The 15,121-nt window shown below is 72.0% G+C and carries 12 protein-coding genes and 2 pseudogenes; 8 read left to right on the top strand and 6 right to left on the bottom strand.

Going from position 1 to position 15,121, the window contains the following annotated elements; all coding sequences use genetic code 11:
- The first annotated feature begins 300 nt into the window (after window positions 1-300).
- Complete coding sequence (locus tag AOK17_RS35715; protein WP_055616752.1) at window positions 301-921, top strand: class F sortase; 621 nt, start codon at window positions 301-303, stop codon at window positions 919-921.
- Between the two features lie 31 nt (window positions 922-952).
- Here the strand turns inward: AOK17_RS35715 and AOK17_RS35710 are convergent, their stop codons facing one another.
- From AOK17_RS35710 to AOK17_RS35700, 3 genes are all read right to left on the bottom strand, one after another.
- The gene (locus AOK17_RS35710; RefSeq protein WP_055616751.1) at window positions 953-1,738 is read right to left on the bottom strand and encodes a sulfite exporter TauE/SafE family protein; all 786 of its coding nucleotides are present in this window, start codon (window positions 1,736-1,738) and stop codon (window positions 953-955) included.
- A gap of 94 nt (window positions 1,739-1,832) precedes the next feature.
- Window positions 1,833-2,483, bottom strand: a complete 651-nt coding sequence (locus tag AOK17_RS35705; RefSeq protein WP_055616750.1) for a response regulator — start codon at window positions 2,481-2,483, stop codon at window positions 1,833-1,835.
- 86 nt (window positions 2,484-2,569) lie between these two features.
- Window positions 2,570-3,868 carry a sensor histidine kinase gene (locus tag AOK17_RS35700; RefSeq protein ID WP_055616749.1) on the bottom strand — a complete coding sequence of 433 codons (1,299 nt, stop codon included), beginning with the start codon at window positions 3,866-3,868 and terminating at the stop codon, window positions 2,570-2,572.
- 432 nt (window positions 3,869-4,300) lie between these two features.
- Here AOK17_RS35700 and AOK17_RS35695 point away from each other — a divergent pair, with 432 nt between their 5' ends.
- From AOK17_RS35695 to AOK17_RS35670, 6 genes are all read left to right on the top strand, one after another.
- Entirely contained in the window at window positions 4,301-4,504 is a 204-nt protein-coding gene (locus AOK17_RS35695; protein ID WP_425424663.1) for a hypothetical protein, read from the top strand.
- A complete protein-coding gene (nirB, locus tag AOK17_RS35690) occupies window positions 4,501-7,098 on the top strand; it encodes a nitrite reductase large subunit NirB (RefSeq protein ID WP_055616747.1) in 2,598 nt (865 codons plus the stop codon). The genes AOK17_RS35695 and nirB overlap by 4 nt, the downstream gene beginning before the upstream one ends.
- On the top strand, window positions 7,095-7,466 hold the full coding sequence (gene nirD, locus AOK17_RS35685; RefSeq protein ID WP_055616746.1) for a nitrite reductase small subunit NirD: 372 nt from the start codon (window positions 7,095-7,097) through the stop codon (window positions 7,464-7,466). The genes nirB and nirD overlap by 4 nt, the downstream gene beginning before the upstream one ends.
- An 81-nt stretch (window positions 7,467-7,547) precedes the next feature.
- The gene (locus AOK17_RS35680) at window positions 7,548-8,132 is read left to right on the top strand and encodes a TetR/AcrR family transcriptional regulator (protein ID WP_055616745.1); all 585 of its coding nucleotides are present in this window, start codon (window positions 7,548-7,550) and stop codon (window positions 8,130-8,132) included.
- Window positions 8,133-8,301: 169 nt separating this feature from the next.
- Window positions 8,302-9,657 carry an MFS transporter gene (locus AOK17_RS35675; RefSeq protein WP_055616753.1) on the top strand — a complete coding sequence of 452 codons (1,356 nt, stop codon included), beginning with the start codon at window positions 8,302-8,304 and terminating at the stop codon, window positions 9,655-9,657.
- 49 nt (window positions 9,658-9,706) lie between these two features.
- Window positions 9,707-10,474 carry an SDR family NAD(P)-dependent oxidoreductase gene (locus tag AOK17_RS35670; RefSeq protein ID WP_055616744.1) on the top strand — a complete coding sequence of 256 codons (768 nt, stop codon included), beginning with the start codon at window positions 9,707-9,709 and terminating at the stop codon, window positions 10,472-10,474.
- A 128-nt stretch (window positions 10,475-10,602) separates the two neighbouring features.
- On the opposite strand, the gene AOK17_RS35665 is transcribed toward AOK17_RS35670, so the two are convergent.
- The 3 genes and pseudogenes from AOK17_RS35665 to AOK17_RS35655 form a co-directional block, all read right to left on the bottom strand.
- Window positions 10,603-12,090 carry a sensor histidine kinase gene (locus AOK17_RS35665; RefSeq protein WP_055616743.1) on the bottom strand — a complete coding sequence of 496 codons (1,488 nt, stop codon included), beginning with the start codon at window positions 12,088-12,090 and terminating at the stop codon, window positions 10,603-10,605.
- A 269-nt stretch (window positions 12,091-12,359) separates the two neighbouring features.
- Window positions 12,360-12,653 (bottom strand): annotated as a pseudogene (locus tag AOK17_RS35660) (winged helix-turn-helix domain-containing protein); the annotation flags it as partial.
- A 1,092-nt stretch (window positions 12,654-13,745) separates the two neighbouring features.
- Window positions 13,746-14,180 (bottom strand): annotated as a pseudogene (locus tag AOK17_RS35655) (response regulator transcription factor); the annotation flags it as partial.
- A 285-nt stretch (window positions 14,181-14,465) separates the two neighbouring features.
- Here AOK17_RS35655 and AOK17_RS35650 point away from each other — a divergent pair.
- Complete coding sequence (locus AOK17_RS35650; protein ID WP_055616742.1) at window positions 14,466-15,071, top strand: carbonic anhydrase; 606 nt, start codon at window positions 14,466-14,468, stop codon at window positions 15,069-15,071.
- The last annotated feature ends 50 nt before the right edge of the window (window positions 15,072-15,121 follow it).

Raw genomic sequence — 15,121 nt, 5'->3', positions numbered from 1 at the left:
GCCAGGTACCGCCCGCGGCGGGAGTGGCGGCCCTGGCCGTCGCCGCCGCGGGCGGTACCTGGCTCCTGCATCGCCGGGCGAGAGGCGACGGGATCTGACGGACACCCTCCGCTGTCCGTCCGCCGGTACCGCCGTCCCCTCCCCCTCCGGGCCCGACGCCCCTCGCGTCCCGGAGGGGGACGCGGGACCAGGCGCGACCACCAGGGGTTCGGGGACGCCGACCCTTAAAGCCCTCAAGGCTCCCAAGGCCTCCAAGGCCCGAGCTCCCCGAGCCCCGAGCTCCCCGGAGAGGAGACGCACGTGCACCGGTTCGGCACCCTTTCAATAGTCGCCGTCACCCTCGTCGCCCTCCTCTCCGGTGCCTGGCTGCTGCGCAGTGGGGCCGAGACGCATGCCCCGCCGCAGCCCTCCGCCGCGCAGGGGCGCGCAGGCGCTCATGTGGACCGGCCCGCCGCCGCCGCGCTGCCGCCCGCCCCGCCCGAACACGTACGTATCCCCTCGATCCAGGTGGACGCCCCTCTCCTGGGCCTCGGCCTCACCCCGCAGGGCAGCCTCGACGCGCCACCGGCCGACCGGGCGAACCTCGCCGGCTGGTACGAGGCCGGTACCGCGCCGGGCGAGACCGGCACCGCGATCGTCGCCGGCCATGTCGACAACGCCGAGGGGCCCGCCGTCTTCTACAACCTGGGCGCCCTGGAGAAGGACAGCACCATCGAGATCGAGCGCCGCGACGGCAGGGTCGCCCTCTTCTCCGTCGACGCGGTCGAGGTGTACGACGCCCATGACTTCCCGGACGAGAAGGTGTACGGGGCCGCGGGGCGCCCGGAGCTGCGGGTCATCACCTGCGGCGGCGGCTATTCGGAGGCGACGGGCTACCAGGGCAACGTGGTCGTCTTCGCCCACCTGACGGGCAGCCGCTAGAAGCCGGTCATGGCGGCCTCCACGTCGGCCGCTATGCCAGCCACTGCTGGTACGCCAGGTTCGCCACCAGCGCGAAGACCACCGTCAGCAGCACGACCCGGACGAAACCGCTGCCCTTCTTGAGGGCGGTGTGCGCCCCGACCATTCCGCCGACGAGGTTGAAGACGGCCATCAGGGCGGCCAGCTGCCAGTACACCGTGCCCTGCCAGGCGAACATCGCGAGAGCTCCCGCGTTGGTGCAGCAATTCACGATCTTCGCGGTGGCGGAGGCGGTCACCAGGTCGAGATGCAGCAGCGCGGTCAGGGCGAGTACGAGGAACGTTCCCGTGCCGGGGCCGACGAGTCCGTCGTAGAAGCCGATGCCGAGGCCCGCGAGGCCGATCGCGGCGAGGACGCGGCGCGGGGTGACCGGTGCGGTCGAGGGCGCGGTGCCGAAGGCCGGGCGCAGGATCACGAAGGCGCCGACGCCGAGCAGGACGACCATGACCACCGGCTTCAGCACGTCGGTGCTCATCCCGGCAGCGACCAGCGCACCGGCCGAGGATCCGGCGAGCGCCGCGAGGCCGATCCGTACGGCCGTGCCGACGTCCACGGGCGCCTTGCGCGCGTACGTCACCGCCGCGCCCGTGGTGCCGACGATCGCCACGGCCTTGTTGGTGCCGAGCGCGTACTGGGCGGCCGAGCCCGAGTTCGGCAGCCCGAGGAGCAGTACGGGGAGCATCAGGAGCCCGCCGCCGCCCACCACCGCGTCGATCCAGCCCGCCGCGAGAGCGGTCAGGCACAGGACAACGACCATGGTCAGCGATATGTCGGGCATGATCGCGACACTATGGACGAGGTAGATGTGCCGTCCACGAATCCTGTGAACCTTGAGGATCTTCAGAGGTTCGGGCCACGGTGGACGACGGTGCTCAGCCCGCCGTTTCCAAGTAGCGCAGGACCGCCAGTACCCGCCGGTTCCCCGTGTCGGAGGGCAGCAGGCCGAGCTTGGTGAAGATGTTGGCGATGTGCTTCTCGACGGCCCGTTCCGAGACGCCGAAGGACGTGGCGACGGCGTGGTTCGTACGGCCCTCGGCCATCAGCGCGAGCACCTCGCGTTCGCGGGGCGTGAGGGCGTCCAGGGCGTTGGCGCGGCGGCTCGCGCCGAAGAGCTGGGCGACGACCTCCGGGTCGAGGGCGGTGCCGCCGGCGGCGACCCGTTCCAGCGCGTCCACGAACTCCCCGATGTCGACGACCCTTTCCTTGAGCAGGTAGCCGACGCCGCCCGGGTTGGTGCCCAGGAGCTGTGCGGCGTACTTCGTCTCGACGTACTGGGAGAAGATCAGCACCCCGGTGCCGGGGTGGTCCGCGCGCAGACGTACGGCGGCCCGCAGGCCCTCGTCGGTCTGGGTCGGCGGCAGCCGGATGTCGACGACGGCGGCGTCCGGGCGGTGCTCGGCCACGGCGGCGAGCAGCGCGTCGGCGTCCCCGACGGCCGCGGCGACGTCGACGCCCCGCAGCTGGAGGAGCTGGGCAAGGCCGTCGCGCAGGAGAGCGGAGTCCTCGGCGATGACGACGCGCATCTGACCCCCGTGATCAGTGAGGCAGTTCGGCATGGCAGTTCGGGATGACGGTCCGGCATGGCGGTTCGGTGAGGCAGTACTGCGGCTCAGTACGGCAGCTCGACCGTGACCACCGTAGGCCCTCCCGGCGGGCTGTCGCAGGTGAGCGTGCCGTCGACGGTCCGTACGCGGGTCAGCAGGCCGGTGAGCCCGGAGCCCGCGCCGATCGCCGCGCCGCCGCGTCCGCCGTCGTGGACGGTGAGCCGCAGCAGCCCGGCGCGGGCGGTCACCGTGACCGTGGCACCGGCCGCCCCGCTGTGTTTCGCCGCGTTGGCGAGGAGTTCGGCGGCGCAGAAGTAGGCGATGGACTCGACGGCGGGCGCGGGGCGGGCCTCGATGTCCGCGACGACCTCGACGGGCAGGGCGCTGTCGGCCGCGAGGGTGGCCAGGGCCGTGTCCAGGCCCTGGTCCAGCACGGGAGGGTGGATGCCCTTGACGAGGTGACGCAGGTCGGCGATGGCCTGCTTGGCATTGCCCTGCGCGGTGTCGACGACGGCGAGGAGACGTTCGCGGTCGGCGTCCGCTCCGACCAGTTCCCGGATCATCGTCAGATGCATCGCGAGCCCGACGAGCCGGGCCTGTGTGCCGTCGTGCAGGTCGCGCTCGATGCGGCGGAGGGTCGCCGCGGCGTCGTCCACGGCCTGGGCGCGTGTCTCCTCCAGCGTGCGGATGCGGCGCTCCGCGTCGCTCGTGCCGAGCGTGGCGGCGAGCAGCGCGCGGTGCGGGGCGAGGGCGTGCCGCAGCAGCCAGGGGGCCCAGGCCAGGAGGACGAGCCCGGCCGTCATCGGGATCAACCACCGTGGCCAGGAGTCGAGTTGGACGCCGAGGACTTCGAGCGACACGTGCCGTACGGAGTCGCCGTCGCGCACTGTGTGGTAGTTCCAGCGCTTGAGCAGCGGGTGCAGGGCGCTCTGGGCCCCGTAGGCGTACGCGCCCAGGACCGCCACGTATCCGAGGACGGCCGTGACGGGTGTGGCCAGCGCGCAGCCGACGGCCCGCCAGCCGGCCCGACCGAGGAGCAGGGCCCGCCGTCTGCCGAGTACGCCCCGGGCGGGAGGTGTCGGCGGCTCCTCGATCTCCAGGCCCAACAGCCGCCGCGCCAGGGACCGTTGGGCCGCACCGAGAGCGAGCGCGCCCCGCACGGTCAGCGCCAGCACCCACAGGCCCAGCGTGGTGACGGACAGGGCCCCGCCGACGACCAGCCCCACCAGTGTGAGCACGAAGCCGACGAGGGCGAGCGGGAGCGCGATCAGGGCGTATAGGAGTACGGCGAGCGCCTTCGGCGTGAAGGCGGCGATCGGCCGCCTCAGGACGTCGAGCGCGAGCGCGGCGGTCAGTCTGCGCATGTCGTCAACCTACGGTCGGGCATCGGGGCAACCTGGGGTCGGGCTTCAGGTGAACCTGCGCCCCGGGGCGATCCGGACAGCTCCACGTCCAGGAAGCGGCGCACGAGCTGCCAGGTCCGTACGGCCGCGTCCTCCCGGACGTACGGCTGCTGGGCGGTGTCCATGGTTCGCTCCCCTGTGTACACGCGCGGTGCGCGGGTGGCCCGACGCCTCAAGGCTGCCGCGGCCGGTGCCGGAGAGCGATGGTGCTCGCACGGCTCCCGGGGGTGGGGGTAGCCGCACCTCGGCCCCGTTTCCGGGCGACCTCACGACGCCCTCGCCCCGCCCGCCGAAAACCCTCACATCCGCGCCCCGGCCCCGCTGAGGGCAGCGTTCCCCGCGGGAAACAGGGGGGATGCGACCGGGTAACACCGGCACCGCACGCTGCGACGCATGACCTCGAATACGCGTGTGGTGGTGACCGGCGCCGACCTCACGGGCGTACGGCTCGCCCGCAGGCTCGGAGAGCCCGGCCTGTCCGGCGCGCTCGCCGGCGACGAGGAGCACACCCCGTACAACCGGGTCCTGCTCACGGAGGTCCTGGCCGGAAGGTACACCCCCGAGGTCATCGCGCTAACGATGGAGGCTCCTGAATGACCGCCACCCTGGGGGGCACCCCCACGATCGTGCTCGTCGGCCACGGCATGGTCGGCCAGCGCTTCCTCGAAGCGCTCGCCGAGCGCGGCCTGACCGCCACGCACCGCGTGGTCGTGCTGTGCGAGGAGCCACGCCCCGCGTACGACCGCGTGCAGCTGACCTCGTACTTCTCGGGGACCACGCCCGAGGAACTGTCCATGACGGACATGGAGTTCATCAAGGACCACGGGATCGAGCTGCACATCGGCGACCCGGCGGAGACGGTCGACCGGGCCGCGAAGCGGGTGACGGCCCGCTCCGGCCTGACAGTCGACTACGACACGCTCGTCCTCGCCACCGGCTCGTACCCCTTCGTGCCGCCGGTGCCGAACAAGGACGCCGAGGGCTGCTTCGTCTACCGCACGATCGAGGACCTGCTCGCGATCGAGGAGTACGCGAGGTCGAGGGCGACGACCGGTGCCGTGGTCGGCGGCGGGCTGCTCGGACTGGAAGCGGCCGGCGCGCTCAAGGGGCTCGGACTCACCTCCCACATCGTGGAGTTCGCGCCGCGCCTGATGCCGGTGCAGGTCGACGACGGCGGTGGCGCGGCTCTGCTGCGCACCATCGAGGACATGGGCCTGAGCGTCCACACCGGTGTGGGCACGCAGGAGATTCTCACGGACGATTCGGGTGCCGTGACCGGCATGAAGCTGTCCGACGGCTCCGAACTCGCCACCGACCTGGTGGTCTTCTCGGCCGGTGTCCGCCCCCGCGACCAGCTCGCCCGCGACTGCGGTCTGACGGTCGGCGAGCGCGGCGGCATCACGGTCGACGAGCAGTGCCGGACCGTCAACGACCCGCAGGTGTTCGCGATCGGCGAGTGCGCGCTCGCGGCGGACGGCCGGGTGTACGGCCTGGTCGCGCCCGGCTACGAGCAGGCCGAGACGGCCGCCGCGACCATCGCAAGCGACGAGGCGTCCTTCACCGGCGCCGACCTGTCCACCAAGCTCAAGCTGCTCGGCGTGGACGTGGCGTCCTTCGGCGACGCGCACGGCACGGCCGAGGACTGCCTCGACGTCGTCTACTCCGACGCCCGCTCCGGCACGTACAAGAAGCTGGTCATCGGCCGGAACGGCGAACTGCTCGGCGGCATCCTGGTCGGCGACGCGGAGGCGTACGGCACGCTGCGCGCGTTCACCGGCTCGGTCCCGCCGGTCTCCCCGGAGCAGCTCGTCCTGCCGGCCGGCGACGGCGCGTCCGTCCAGCTCGGCCCGTCCGCGCTGCCGGACGAGGCGATCATCTGCTCCTGCCACAACGTCACCAAGGGCGCGATCCGCGGCGCGGTCACCGACCACGCGTGCACGACCGTGCCCGAGGTGAAGAAGTGCACCAAGGCCGGTACGGGCTGCGGCAGTTGCGTCAAGGTCCTCGGCCAGCTGGTCACCTCCGAGCTGGAGGCGAGCGGCGTCGAGGTCGACAAGGGCCTGTGCGGCTGCTTCTCCCAGACCCGCGAGGAGCTGTACGAGATCGTCCTCGCCCTGCGCGTCACCTCCTACCGGCAACTCCTGGACCGGTACGGGCGTGAGGGCGCCCAGGACGGCGACGGCTGCGAGGTCTGCAAGCCCGCGGTCGGCTCGATCATCGCCTCGCTCGCACCCACGATCGGCGCCAACGGCTATGTCCTGGACGGCGAGCAGGCCTCGCTCCAGGACACCAACGACCACTTCCTCGCCAACCTCCAGAAGAACGGCTCCTATTCGATCGTGCCGCGCATCCCCGGCGGCGAGATCACCCCCGAGAAGCTCATCGTGATCGGCGAGGTGGCCCGGGACTTCGGCCTCTACACGAAGATCACGGGCGGTCAGCGGATCGACATGTTCGGCGCACGCGTCGAGCAACTCCCGCTGATCTGGGCCCGGTTGGTGGACGCCGGCTTCGAGTCCGGGCACGCGTACGGAAAGTCGCTGCGGACGGTCAAGTCCTGCGTCGGGCAGACCTGGTGCCGGTACGGCGTCCAGGACTCGGTGCGCATGGCGATCGACCTGGAGCTGCGCTACCGGGGTCTGCGCTCCCCGCACAAGCTCAAGTCGGCGGTCTCCGGCTGCGCCCGCGAGTGCGCCGAGGCCCAGTCGAAGGACTTCGGCATCATCGCCACCGCCAACGGCTGGAACCTGTACGTGGGCGGCAACGGCGGCGCGACCCCGCGCCACGCGGACCTGCTCGCCCAGGACCTCTCCGACGCCGAACTGATCCGCCTGATCGACCGTTTCCTGATGTTCTACATCCGCACGGCGGACCGTCTTGAGCGCACCTCGACCTGGCTGGAGCGGATCCCCGGCGGCCTCGACCACATCCGCGAGGTGGTCGTGGAGGACTCGCTCGGCATCTGCGAGGAGCTGGAGTCCCTGATGACGGCGCATGTCGCGGCCTACCGCGACGAGTGGGCCGAGACCATCAACGACCCGGAGAAGCTCTCCCGCTTCGTCTCCTTCGTGAACGCGCCGGACACCCCCGACCCGGTCGTCGGCTTCGTCCCCGAGCGCGACCAGATCAAGCCCGACCTGCCGCTGCTGACCATCGGCACGCGTCCCCTGGAAGGAAGCGCCCAGCGATGACCCTGGCCTCCGAGACGACCACGACGACCGCGACGGCAACCGCAACAACGGTCCAACTCCGGCTGACGGACGGCTGGTTCGCGGTCTGCGACCTGTCCCTGCTGATGCCCGGCCGCGGAGTGGCGGCACTGCTCCCGGACGGCCACCAGGTCGCGCTCTTCCTGGACCGCACGGGCCGCATGTACGCGATCGACAACCGCGACCCGTTCTCCGGCGCGGCCGTCCTCTCCCGCGGACTCACGGGCACCCACCAGGGCCACCCGTTCGTCGCCTCACCGCTCCTCAAGCAGCGCTTCGACCTGGAGTCGGGCCAGTGCCTGGACGACGAGACGGTGAGGGTGGCGACGTACGAGGTGCGGGCGCGATAGGCCGCCCTGGCATCGGGCTCCATCCGGCCCACACCGAGTTCATCTTGACCGATCGTTTCAGAAAGGTCTAGGCTGCGGTACGTGGCCAGGACCAAGGAGTTCGATCCGGACGCCGCGCTGCAGTCGGCCCTTGAGCTGTTCTGGCGGCGCGGCTACGAGGCGACGTCGATGGCGGACCTCGTCGAGCATCTCGGCATCGGGCGCGCCAGCATCTACGCGACCTTCGGCAACAAGCACGAGCTGTACCTGAAGGCGCTGGACCGGTACGGGGAGTCGCGCGACGCGCTGATGCTCCACGAGTTGTCGCAGGCGGGGGCCGCGTTGCCCGCCGTGCGGGCGACGGTGCGCCGGTTCGCCGCCGAGGCGACGGACGATGCCCGCCGGCGGGCGGGCTGCTTCGTCACCAACACCGCGGCCGAGCTCGCGCCTCACGACACGGCGGCGGCCCGCCTCGTGGAGCTCAGCTGGGACCACGTCGAGACGCTGATGCACTCGGCGCTCGTGCGGGCGCAGGCACAGGGGGAGCTTGCGGAGGATCGGGACCCTCGGGCGTTGGCCCGCATGCTGCTGGTGTTGATGCAGGGGCTTCGCGTGGTCGGCAAGGTGTCGGCGGAGCCTGGACGGGTTCGGGATGCGGCCGAGCAGGCTCTGACCCTGCTGGATTGATTCGGTTCACTCCGGGCCGTTGGTGTGTGCGGGTGACTGGAGGCTGGTCGCGCAGTTCCTCGCACCCCTAAAAGATCGCGCAGTTCCCCGCGCCCCTGAAGGGGCTCGTTTTGCCTGACCTCATATTGAAACGATCGGTCTAATTAGGGGGGAACTCGTGGCCGTGACGATGGCACCTACTCGCTCCAGTCGAGCCGCGTTCGTGTTGCTCGGGGGTGTGCAGGTCACCCTGATATTCACGTTGGCCGCCGTGGCTGTGCCGTTGCCGGGGATCGGGGTGGAATTCGGGGTGCGGCGCGAGGAGTTGATCCTGCTCAGTGCTGCGTACGGGCTGACGTTCGCCGGGCTGTTGCTGTTCGGGGGACGGCTCGCCGACCGGTACGGCGGGCAACGGGCGCTCACCGCGGGGCTGTTGGTGTTCGGGCTCGCGTCGGCCGCCGCCCCGCTCGCTCCCGGGTACGGCGCGCTTCTCGCGGCCCGGCTCACTCAGGGTGTGGGCGCGGCCCTGATCGCGCCCGCCGCGATGGCGGTGCTGCGGACGGTGTTCCCCTCCCCCGCCGCGTACGGCGGTGCGATGGCCACCTGGGGAGGTCTGTCCGTCCTCGGCGCCACGGCGGGCAATCTGCTCTCCGGCGTCATCTCCGCACTCCTGTCCTGGCGTTGGGCCTTCGCCGTACCGCTCACCGTGACGGTGGCGGCGCTCGCGCTGGCCCCACGGGTGCTGCCCGCGGCGACCGGGCCCCACTCCGGGACGGGCGGGCCCCAGCACCCGGACCGCCGCCCCCGTCTGGACCTGCCCGGCGCGCTCTTGGCCACCGCCGGGCTGGCCTCCGCCAGCTACGGGCTGGTGCTCACCGACGCGTGGCCCTGGACGTCGGGCCGGGTGCTGGCGCCGCTGGTCACCGGAGTAGTCCTGCTGGCCATGTTCGTCGGGGTCGAGCGGCGGGCGCCCGATCCACTGCTGCCGCCCCGCTTCCTGCTCGACAGGCGGCGCGCGCTCGGGCTCGCCGCCACCGCACTGACCGCGGCCGGGACCGCCACCGTCTTCGTGCTGTTCTCGCTCCATCTTCAGGACGAGCGCGGCTGGTCGGCGCTGCGGACGTCGACCGCGTTCGTGCCGTTCGCCGTGGCCCTCCTCGCGTCGGGCCGGATGGCGGGGCGGCTCATCGGCCGGTACGGGGCACCCGTCGTCACCGGTGCCGGGCTGGCCGTGGGCGCCGTGGGCCTCGTACTCCTCTCGCTCCTCGGAGTGAATGAAACAGTCCCGTACGCGTACGGGCTTCTCCCCGGCTTCGTCCTGCTGGCCACCGGGGTCGCCGCCTCCTTCGCCGGGGCAGCCGTGCTGGCCACCGACCGGGTGCCGGCGGAACGGACCGGGCTCGCGGGCGGGGTGCACAACACGGCGATGGAGACCGGGCCGACCGTCGTCTTCGCCCTGTTGCTCGGCGTCGGCGGCGACACGGCGAGCCTCGCGATGACCGCGGCCCTCTTCGGCACCGCGGCCCTGGCCCTGCGGCTCGCCTGATCCTCACTTCCGCGTTCCCCAACTCACCATGTCCGAAAGGGAGTCACTCATGAACCGCACCCGCTTCTCGCACCGCACCGTCCTCGTCACCGGGGGCGGAACCGGCATCGGGCGGGCCGTCGCGCTCGCGTTCGCCGCCGAGGGGGCCTCCGTCGTCGTGGCGGGTCGTACCCGGGCGGCGCTCGACGAGACCGTCGCCCTCGCCGAACGGACCGGTGGCACGGCGGTGGCGCAGGTCGCCGACGTGGCACGCCCGGCGGACGTGGAGGCACTCGTCCGCACGGCCGTCGACCGGTTCGGCTCTCTCGACATAGCCGTGAACAACGCAGGCGTCTTCCGCGGCGGACAGCCCGTCGCCGACCTCCCCGAGGAGGACTGGCGGACCCTGCTCGACATCAACGTCACCGGTGTACTCCTCGCCCTGCAGGCCGAGGTCCGGCAGATGCGGACCCAGCCGGGCGGCGGGGCGATCGTCAACGTCTCCTCCAACCTGGGCGCGCACAAGCAGTGGCCCAACACCACCGCGTACGCGGCCTCCAAGGCCGCCGTGTCAGCGCTCACCGCCGGTGCCGCGCTCGACCACGTCGCCGACGGCATCCGTATCAACGCCGTGAGCCCCGGTGCCTCCGCGACCACCATGTCCCTGCGCCCCGGCGAGACCGAGGCCGACCGTGCCGCCCGGATGAAGGAGGAGTCACCGCTCGGCCGCGTCTCCTCGACGGAGGAGGTGGCCGAGGCCGTTCTCTACCTGGCCTCCGACGCCGCCGGGTCCGTGATCGGCACGGACCTTGTGATCGACGGGGGCGCGTCGCGGTAGTGGGCGACAGGCGATGACGTCGAGTGCGGGCCCGGTGGGGGCTGGTCGCGCAGTTCCCCGCGCCCCAAAGCCCCTTGCCTTCAAGGGGCGCGGGGAACTGCGCGGCCAGCCCCCACCGGCCCGCACTTTCAGAACACCCGTTGCGCGGTGCTCTCCAGCGGTCTCGGCGGCACCGCGGGGGCACCGACGGCACCGACAACGGGCGGCAGCCGAACCACCGCGTCGAGCCCGCCGGAGGCAGAGGCAGCCGCGCGCAGCAGCACGTCCCCGCCGCTCGCGTGGGCAAGGCGCTGGACGAGGGCCAGCCCCAGACCCGTACCGCCCTTCGGCGCGTCGGGGGCGCGCCAGAAGCGGTCGAAGGCGCGGCGGCGCTGCTCCTCGGTCATGCCGGGGCCCTCGTCCGTGACGTGGAGTTCGACACGGGCCGGCCCCGCCGGGCGGTGACCGAAGCGGCGTTCGTGGGTCTCGGGCCTGCGCAGGTCGATGGAGACGGTGGAGTGACGGGGCGAAACCCGCAGGGAGTTGGACAGCAGGTTGTCCAGGATCTGCTCGACCGCGCCGGGCAGGGCGAGGACCGGCCCGCCGTAGTCGCCCAGCAGCACGAGCTGTACCCCGTACTGCTCGAACATCGGCGCCCAGGCCCGGTGCCGCTCCGCGCAGACCCGGTCCAGGTCCACCTGTTCGCGAACCGCCGCGCTCTCGTCGAGCCGGGCCATCGCCAGCAGCCCCTCGACCATCCTGGCGAGCCGGTCGGTCTCGGTCATCGCGGCGGTCAGACTGCCCCGGGCGTTCAGGGCGATGTCGGGCTCCAGGTTCTCCAGGCGCAGCCGCAGCGCGGCGAGGGGCGTCTTGAGCTGGTGCGAGGCCTCGCCCGCGAAGGCGCGCTGTGAGGCGAGGAGGTGTTCGAGGCGGGCGGCCGTACGGTTGAAGGTCGCCGCGAGACTCCGCACCTCCGGCGGTCCCTTGGTGATCGCCACCGGTGTGGACGGGCCGCCGTCGGCCAACTCGTGGGTGGCGAGCTCCAGTTCACGGATGGGGCGGCCGGTCCAGCGGGCGATGGCGAAGCCGATGACCGCGACGGCGGTGAGGGCCGCGAGCCCGCCGAGGGCCAGCAGCAGCCAGACGTGGTGCACCCGCGCATGCACCATCTGCGTGGGCAGAGTGATCCACACGGCGCCCTGTTTGTACGAGCCTTGCGCGATCGGCGCCGCGACGGACAGGTACTGGACGCCTCCGATGGTGGAGGTGCGGACGTCCTGCGTCGCGGTTCCCCGCAGGGCCGCGGCGATCCCGGGACGGACGGCGAGCCCCTGGGTCTCGGCCGCCGACAGCGTGTGCGAGCTGGTGACCAGCGCGCCCGACTGGTCGACGATCACCACCTTGCCGTCGATGCGCTCGGCACAGCGGCTCACCCTGCCCGGCAGGTCCTGCCCGGCGCGTCCGCCCATGGAGAGGGCCAGCGAGGCGTACGCGGAGACCGACTCCGCCTCGTCCTTCGCCATGTTGGTGACCCGCTCACGCTCACCCCGGGAGTAGACGAAGCCCAGCGGAATCTCCAGGCAGAGCAGAAGCAGCACGGCAAGACTCAGGTAACTGAGCAGGAGGCGCCGCGTCACCGGAAGGCCGCCGGCCGGGCTTCGTGCGATCCGCCGTCCGGGAGGTCGTCGTACGCGCCGCTCGACCCGCTCGGCCCGAACGACTCGAACGATCCGTACGAGCCGGCTGGACGGGTCGGTCCGGTCGGTCCGGTTGAGCCGGAAGCGCCGTACGAACCGGAAGCGCCGAACGAGCCGTACGAACCGTCGGAGCCGTTCGGTCTGCCGGGCTGCTCCCCGTACGAGCCGCCCGAGGCTCCAGCCTCACCCGCTCCCCCGCCCGCGGAGGGCGGCCGGTTCTGCACGGCCAGCCTGAACCCGACCCCGCGCAGGGTCTGGATCCACGCCGAGTTCCCCAACTTCCTTCGCAGGGTGGCCACATGGACGTCCAGCGTCTTGGTCGGGCCCTGGTAGTGCGGGTCCCACACCCGGTCCAGGATCTGCTGCCGCGAGTAGACCGCTCCGGGATCCTCGGTGAGCAGCGCGAGCAGTTCGAACTCCTTCGGCGTCAGCGAGACCGGCGAGTCCCCGACCCAGACCTGCCGGGTACGGCGGTCGACGACGAGGGGACCGGGCGCGGGCGGCGTCTCGGCGACCGGCTCCGACTCGGCGTCGAGTGCCCCTTCGACGGGCCCCGCCGACGCCTCCCGCCTCGGCCGCCCGGCGGGAACCGGCGGCGCGAACTCGAAGGCCGACCCGGCCTCGAAGGAACGCGACGACTCGTCGAACGACAGGTCGTACGGGTCCGGCGCACGGGTACCTCCGGAGGAGCCGTACGAGGCCGCTGCGCGGGTGCCCCCGGCAGAGTCGTACGAGTCGTACGAGTCCGGCGCGCGAGTCGCTCCGGACGGGCCGTACGAGGACCGCGTGCCGGTGCCGCCGGAGGGGTCGTCGTACGAAGACCGCGCGCGGGTGCCTGTGCCTGTGCCGTCGGACGGGTCGTACGAAGACCGCGTGCCGGTGCCATCGGTCCGGTCGTACGAGGGCCGCGCGCCTGTTCCTGTGCCTGTGCCGTCGGTTCGGTCGTACGAAGGCCGCGCGGCCGATGCCGTATCCGCCCCCGCGCCGGCCGACCCCGGTTCGCCCGAACCGGCCCTGCCTCGCCCGGTGTTACCCGGCTCAGAACTGCCTCGCCCGGAACCGCCCCGCCCCGCGGTCTCCCGTCGCGCGCTGTCCCGCCCGGGGATGCCCCGACCGTGGGTGTCCCACCCAGGAGTGTCCCGCCCAGGCATGTCCGGCCCCGCCGAGAACGACTCGCCCGAGAACGACTCACCAGCGAACGGTTCGCCGCCGAACGACTCACCCCTGAAAGGCTTCTCCTCCCGAGGTTCCGCCGCCCGGGGCTCGTCCCGGGGTTCCGCGTCCCGGGGCCAGGCACCGGAGGACCCGGCACTCGCGGAGGACCCCGACTCGTACGCCCCCTCGGAGCGGGAGGACCGCCAGTCGGACGAACCGGCGCCCGAGTACCGGGAATTCGAGTACCCGGCATCCGAGGATCCGCTGTCCGAGGGCCCGGCGTCCGGAGCCCCGGCACCAGGCGCCTCCGCGGCGGCGGCCGGCCCGTCGCCGAGCAGGCCGGTCACCCGCACCCCCGCCCCCAGGGTCCCCGACCCGAGCGGACCCGACCCGAGCGGCCCCGTACCGAGGTGGCTCGCGCCGAGCGGACCCGTGCCGAACGGGCCCACCACAGGCGTCCCGCCCGGCGGTGTCGCCATGAACTCGCCCTCGGTCAGCCCCTGTTGGAGGCCGCGGCCGTGCTGGGTGCGTCGGGTGACCGCCCGTATGCGGGCCACCAGTTCGCGCAGGCTGAAAGGTTTCGCCAGATAGTCGTCCGCGCCGAGTTCCAGACCCAGAACGCGGTCGGCCTCCTCGCCGCGCGCGCTGAGGATGATGACGGGCACGTCGGAGTACTGCCGGATCCCCCGGCAGACGTCGATGCCGTCCATGTCGGGCAGCCCGAGGTCGAGCAGGACGACATCGCCGTACGGCCCTCTCAGCCCGGCGGCCCCGGTCGAGACGTGGTCGACCGTCAGCCCGAAGTGACCCAGACCCTCGGCGAGCGGCTCGGCGATCGTCTCGTCGTCCTCGATGAGCAGCACTCGTACGCCCATAGGTCCTGTCTCCCCATGAATCCGGACAGCACGAATTCCGTGCCGTGGAGGGGACACGCTACAAGAGCGGTCATGACCACGTCGCCCATACCCGAGGTAATGTGACCGGCTGCTCAAAAACCGTCCGTGGATGGCTCGTTGACGCTGATTCAGTGCCCGCCGGGACGAAATATGGGCCATTCCTGGCCGCGCTCTAGTGTTCCCTTAACCTTCGCCTGGCAGTGGCCCCCCTACGGTGAGAGCACGACGGGAAAGCCCTGGTCGAACCCCCTGCCGGGAGGAACCGTGAAGGCACTGCTGGACCGCGCCCGCTCGTTCAAGAGGCGCGTCGATTTCGAGAGCGGCGAATACCGGAAGCTGGCCGAAGGCCAATATCCGGAGGCATTGTTCATTACCTGCTCGGACTCGCGGGTCATACCCGCCCTGATCACGGGCGCACGACCCGGAGAGATATTCGAGCTGCGGAACGCAGGCAATATCGTGCCACCGCACGGACGGCAGGGCGCGTCCGGCGAGGCCGCCACCATCGAGTACGCACTGGAGGTGCTCGGCGTTCAGGACATCGTCGTGTGTGGCCACTCCCACTGCGGCGCGATGGGCGCCCTGAAGTCCGGCGACGACCTGTCCGCGCTGCCCGGGGTGGACGCCTGGCTGGACCTGGCCCGCCCGGAGCTCGCGCCGTTGCTCGACGGGGCGTGCGAGGACCCGTCGATGCCGGCGGTGGCCCAGCTCAACGTCGTCAACCAGCTTGAGGCGCTGCGGAGTTACCCGGTGACCAAGCCACGGCTCGACGCGGGACGGCTACGGCTGCACGGCTGGTACTACGAGGTCGACACCGGCCAGGTCCACGAGTTGGACGAGGACGGTCACTTCCGGGTGCATGCCGCATGAGTGGTATGCACGCACGCGGACGCGTACCGGCGCATGCCAGGACCCCGGAC

This window comes from Streptomyces phaeochromogenes (assembly GCF_001418655.1).
Classification (GTDB): Bacteria; Actinomycetota; Actinomycetes; order Streptomycetales; family Streptomycetaceae; genus Streptomyces; species Streptomyces phaeochromogenes.
Note: the sequence above shows the minus strand (reverse complement) of the source record. Positions and strands in the feature narration are given on the sequence as shown.

Bases quoted from the DNA above. Each gene is read 5' to 3' on its own strand.
- AOK17_RS35670 (WP_055616744.1), top strand. From the start codon at position 9,707: ATGAACCGCACCCGCTTCTCGCACCGCACCGTCCTCGTCACCGGGGGC.
- AOK17_RS35700 (WP_055616749.1), bottom strand. From the start codon at position 3,868: ATGCGCAGACTGACCGCCGCGCTCGCGCTCGACGTCCTGAGGCGGCCG.
- AOK17_RS35710 (WP_055616751.1), bottom strand. From the start codon at position 1,738: ATGCCCGACATATCGCTGACCATGGTCGTTGTCCTGTGCCTGACCGCT.
- AOK17_RS35705 (WP_055616750.1), bottom strand. From the start codon at position 2,483: ATGCGCGTCGTCATCGCCGAGGACTCCGCTCTCCTGCGCGACGGCCTT.
- nirB (WP_055616747.1), top strand. From the start codon at position 4,501: ATGACCGCCACCCTGGGGGGCACCCCCACGATCGTGCTCGTCGGCCAC.
- AOK17_RS35675 (WP_055616753.1), top strand. From the start codon at position 8,302: ATGGCACCTACTCGCTCCAGTCGAGCCGCGTTCGTGTTGCTCGGGGGT.
- nirD (WP_055616746.1), top strand. From the start codon at position 7,095: ATGACCCTGGCCTCCGAGACGACCACGACGACCGCGACGGCAACCGCA.
- AOK17_RS35695 (WP_425424663.1), top strand. From the start codon at position 4,301: ATGACCTCGAATACGCGTGTGGTGGTGACCGGCGCCGACCTCACGGGC.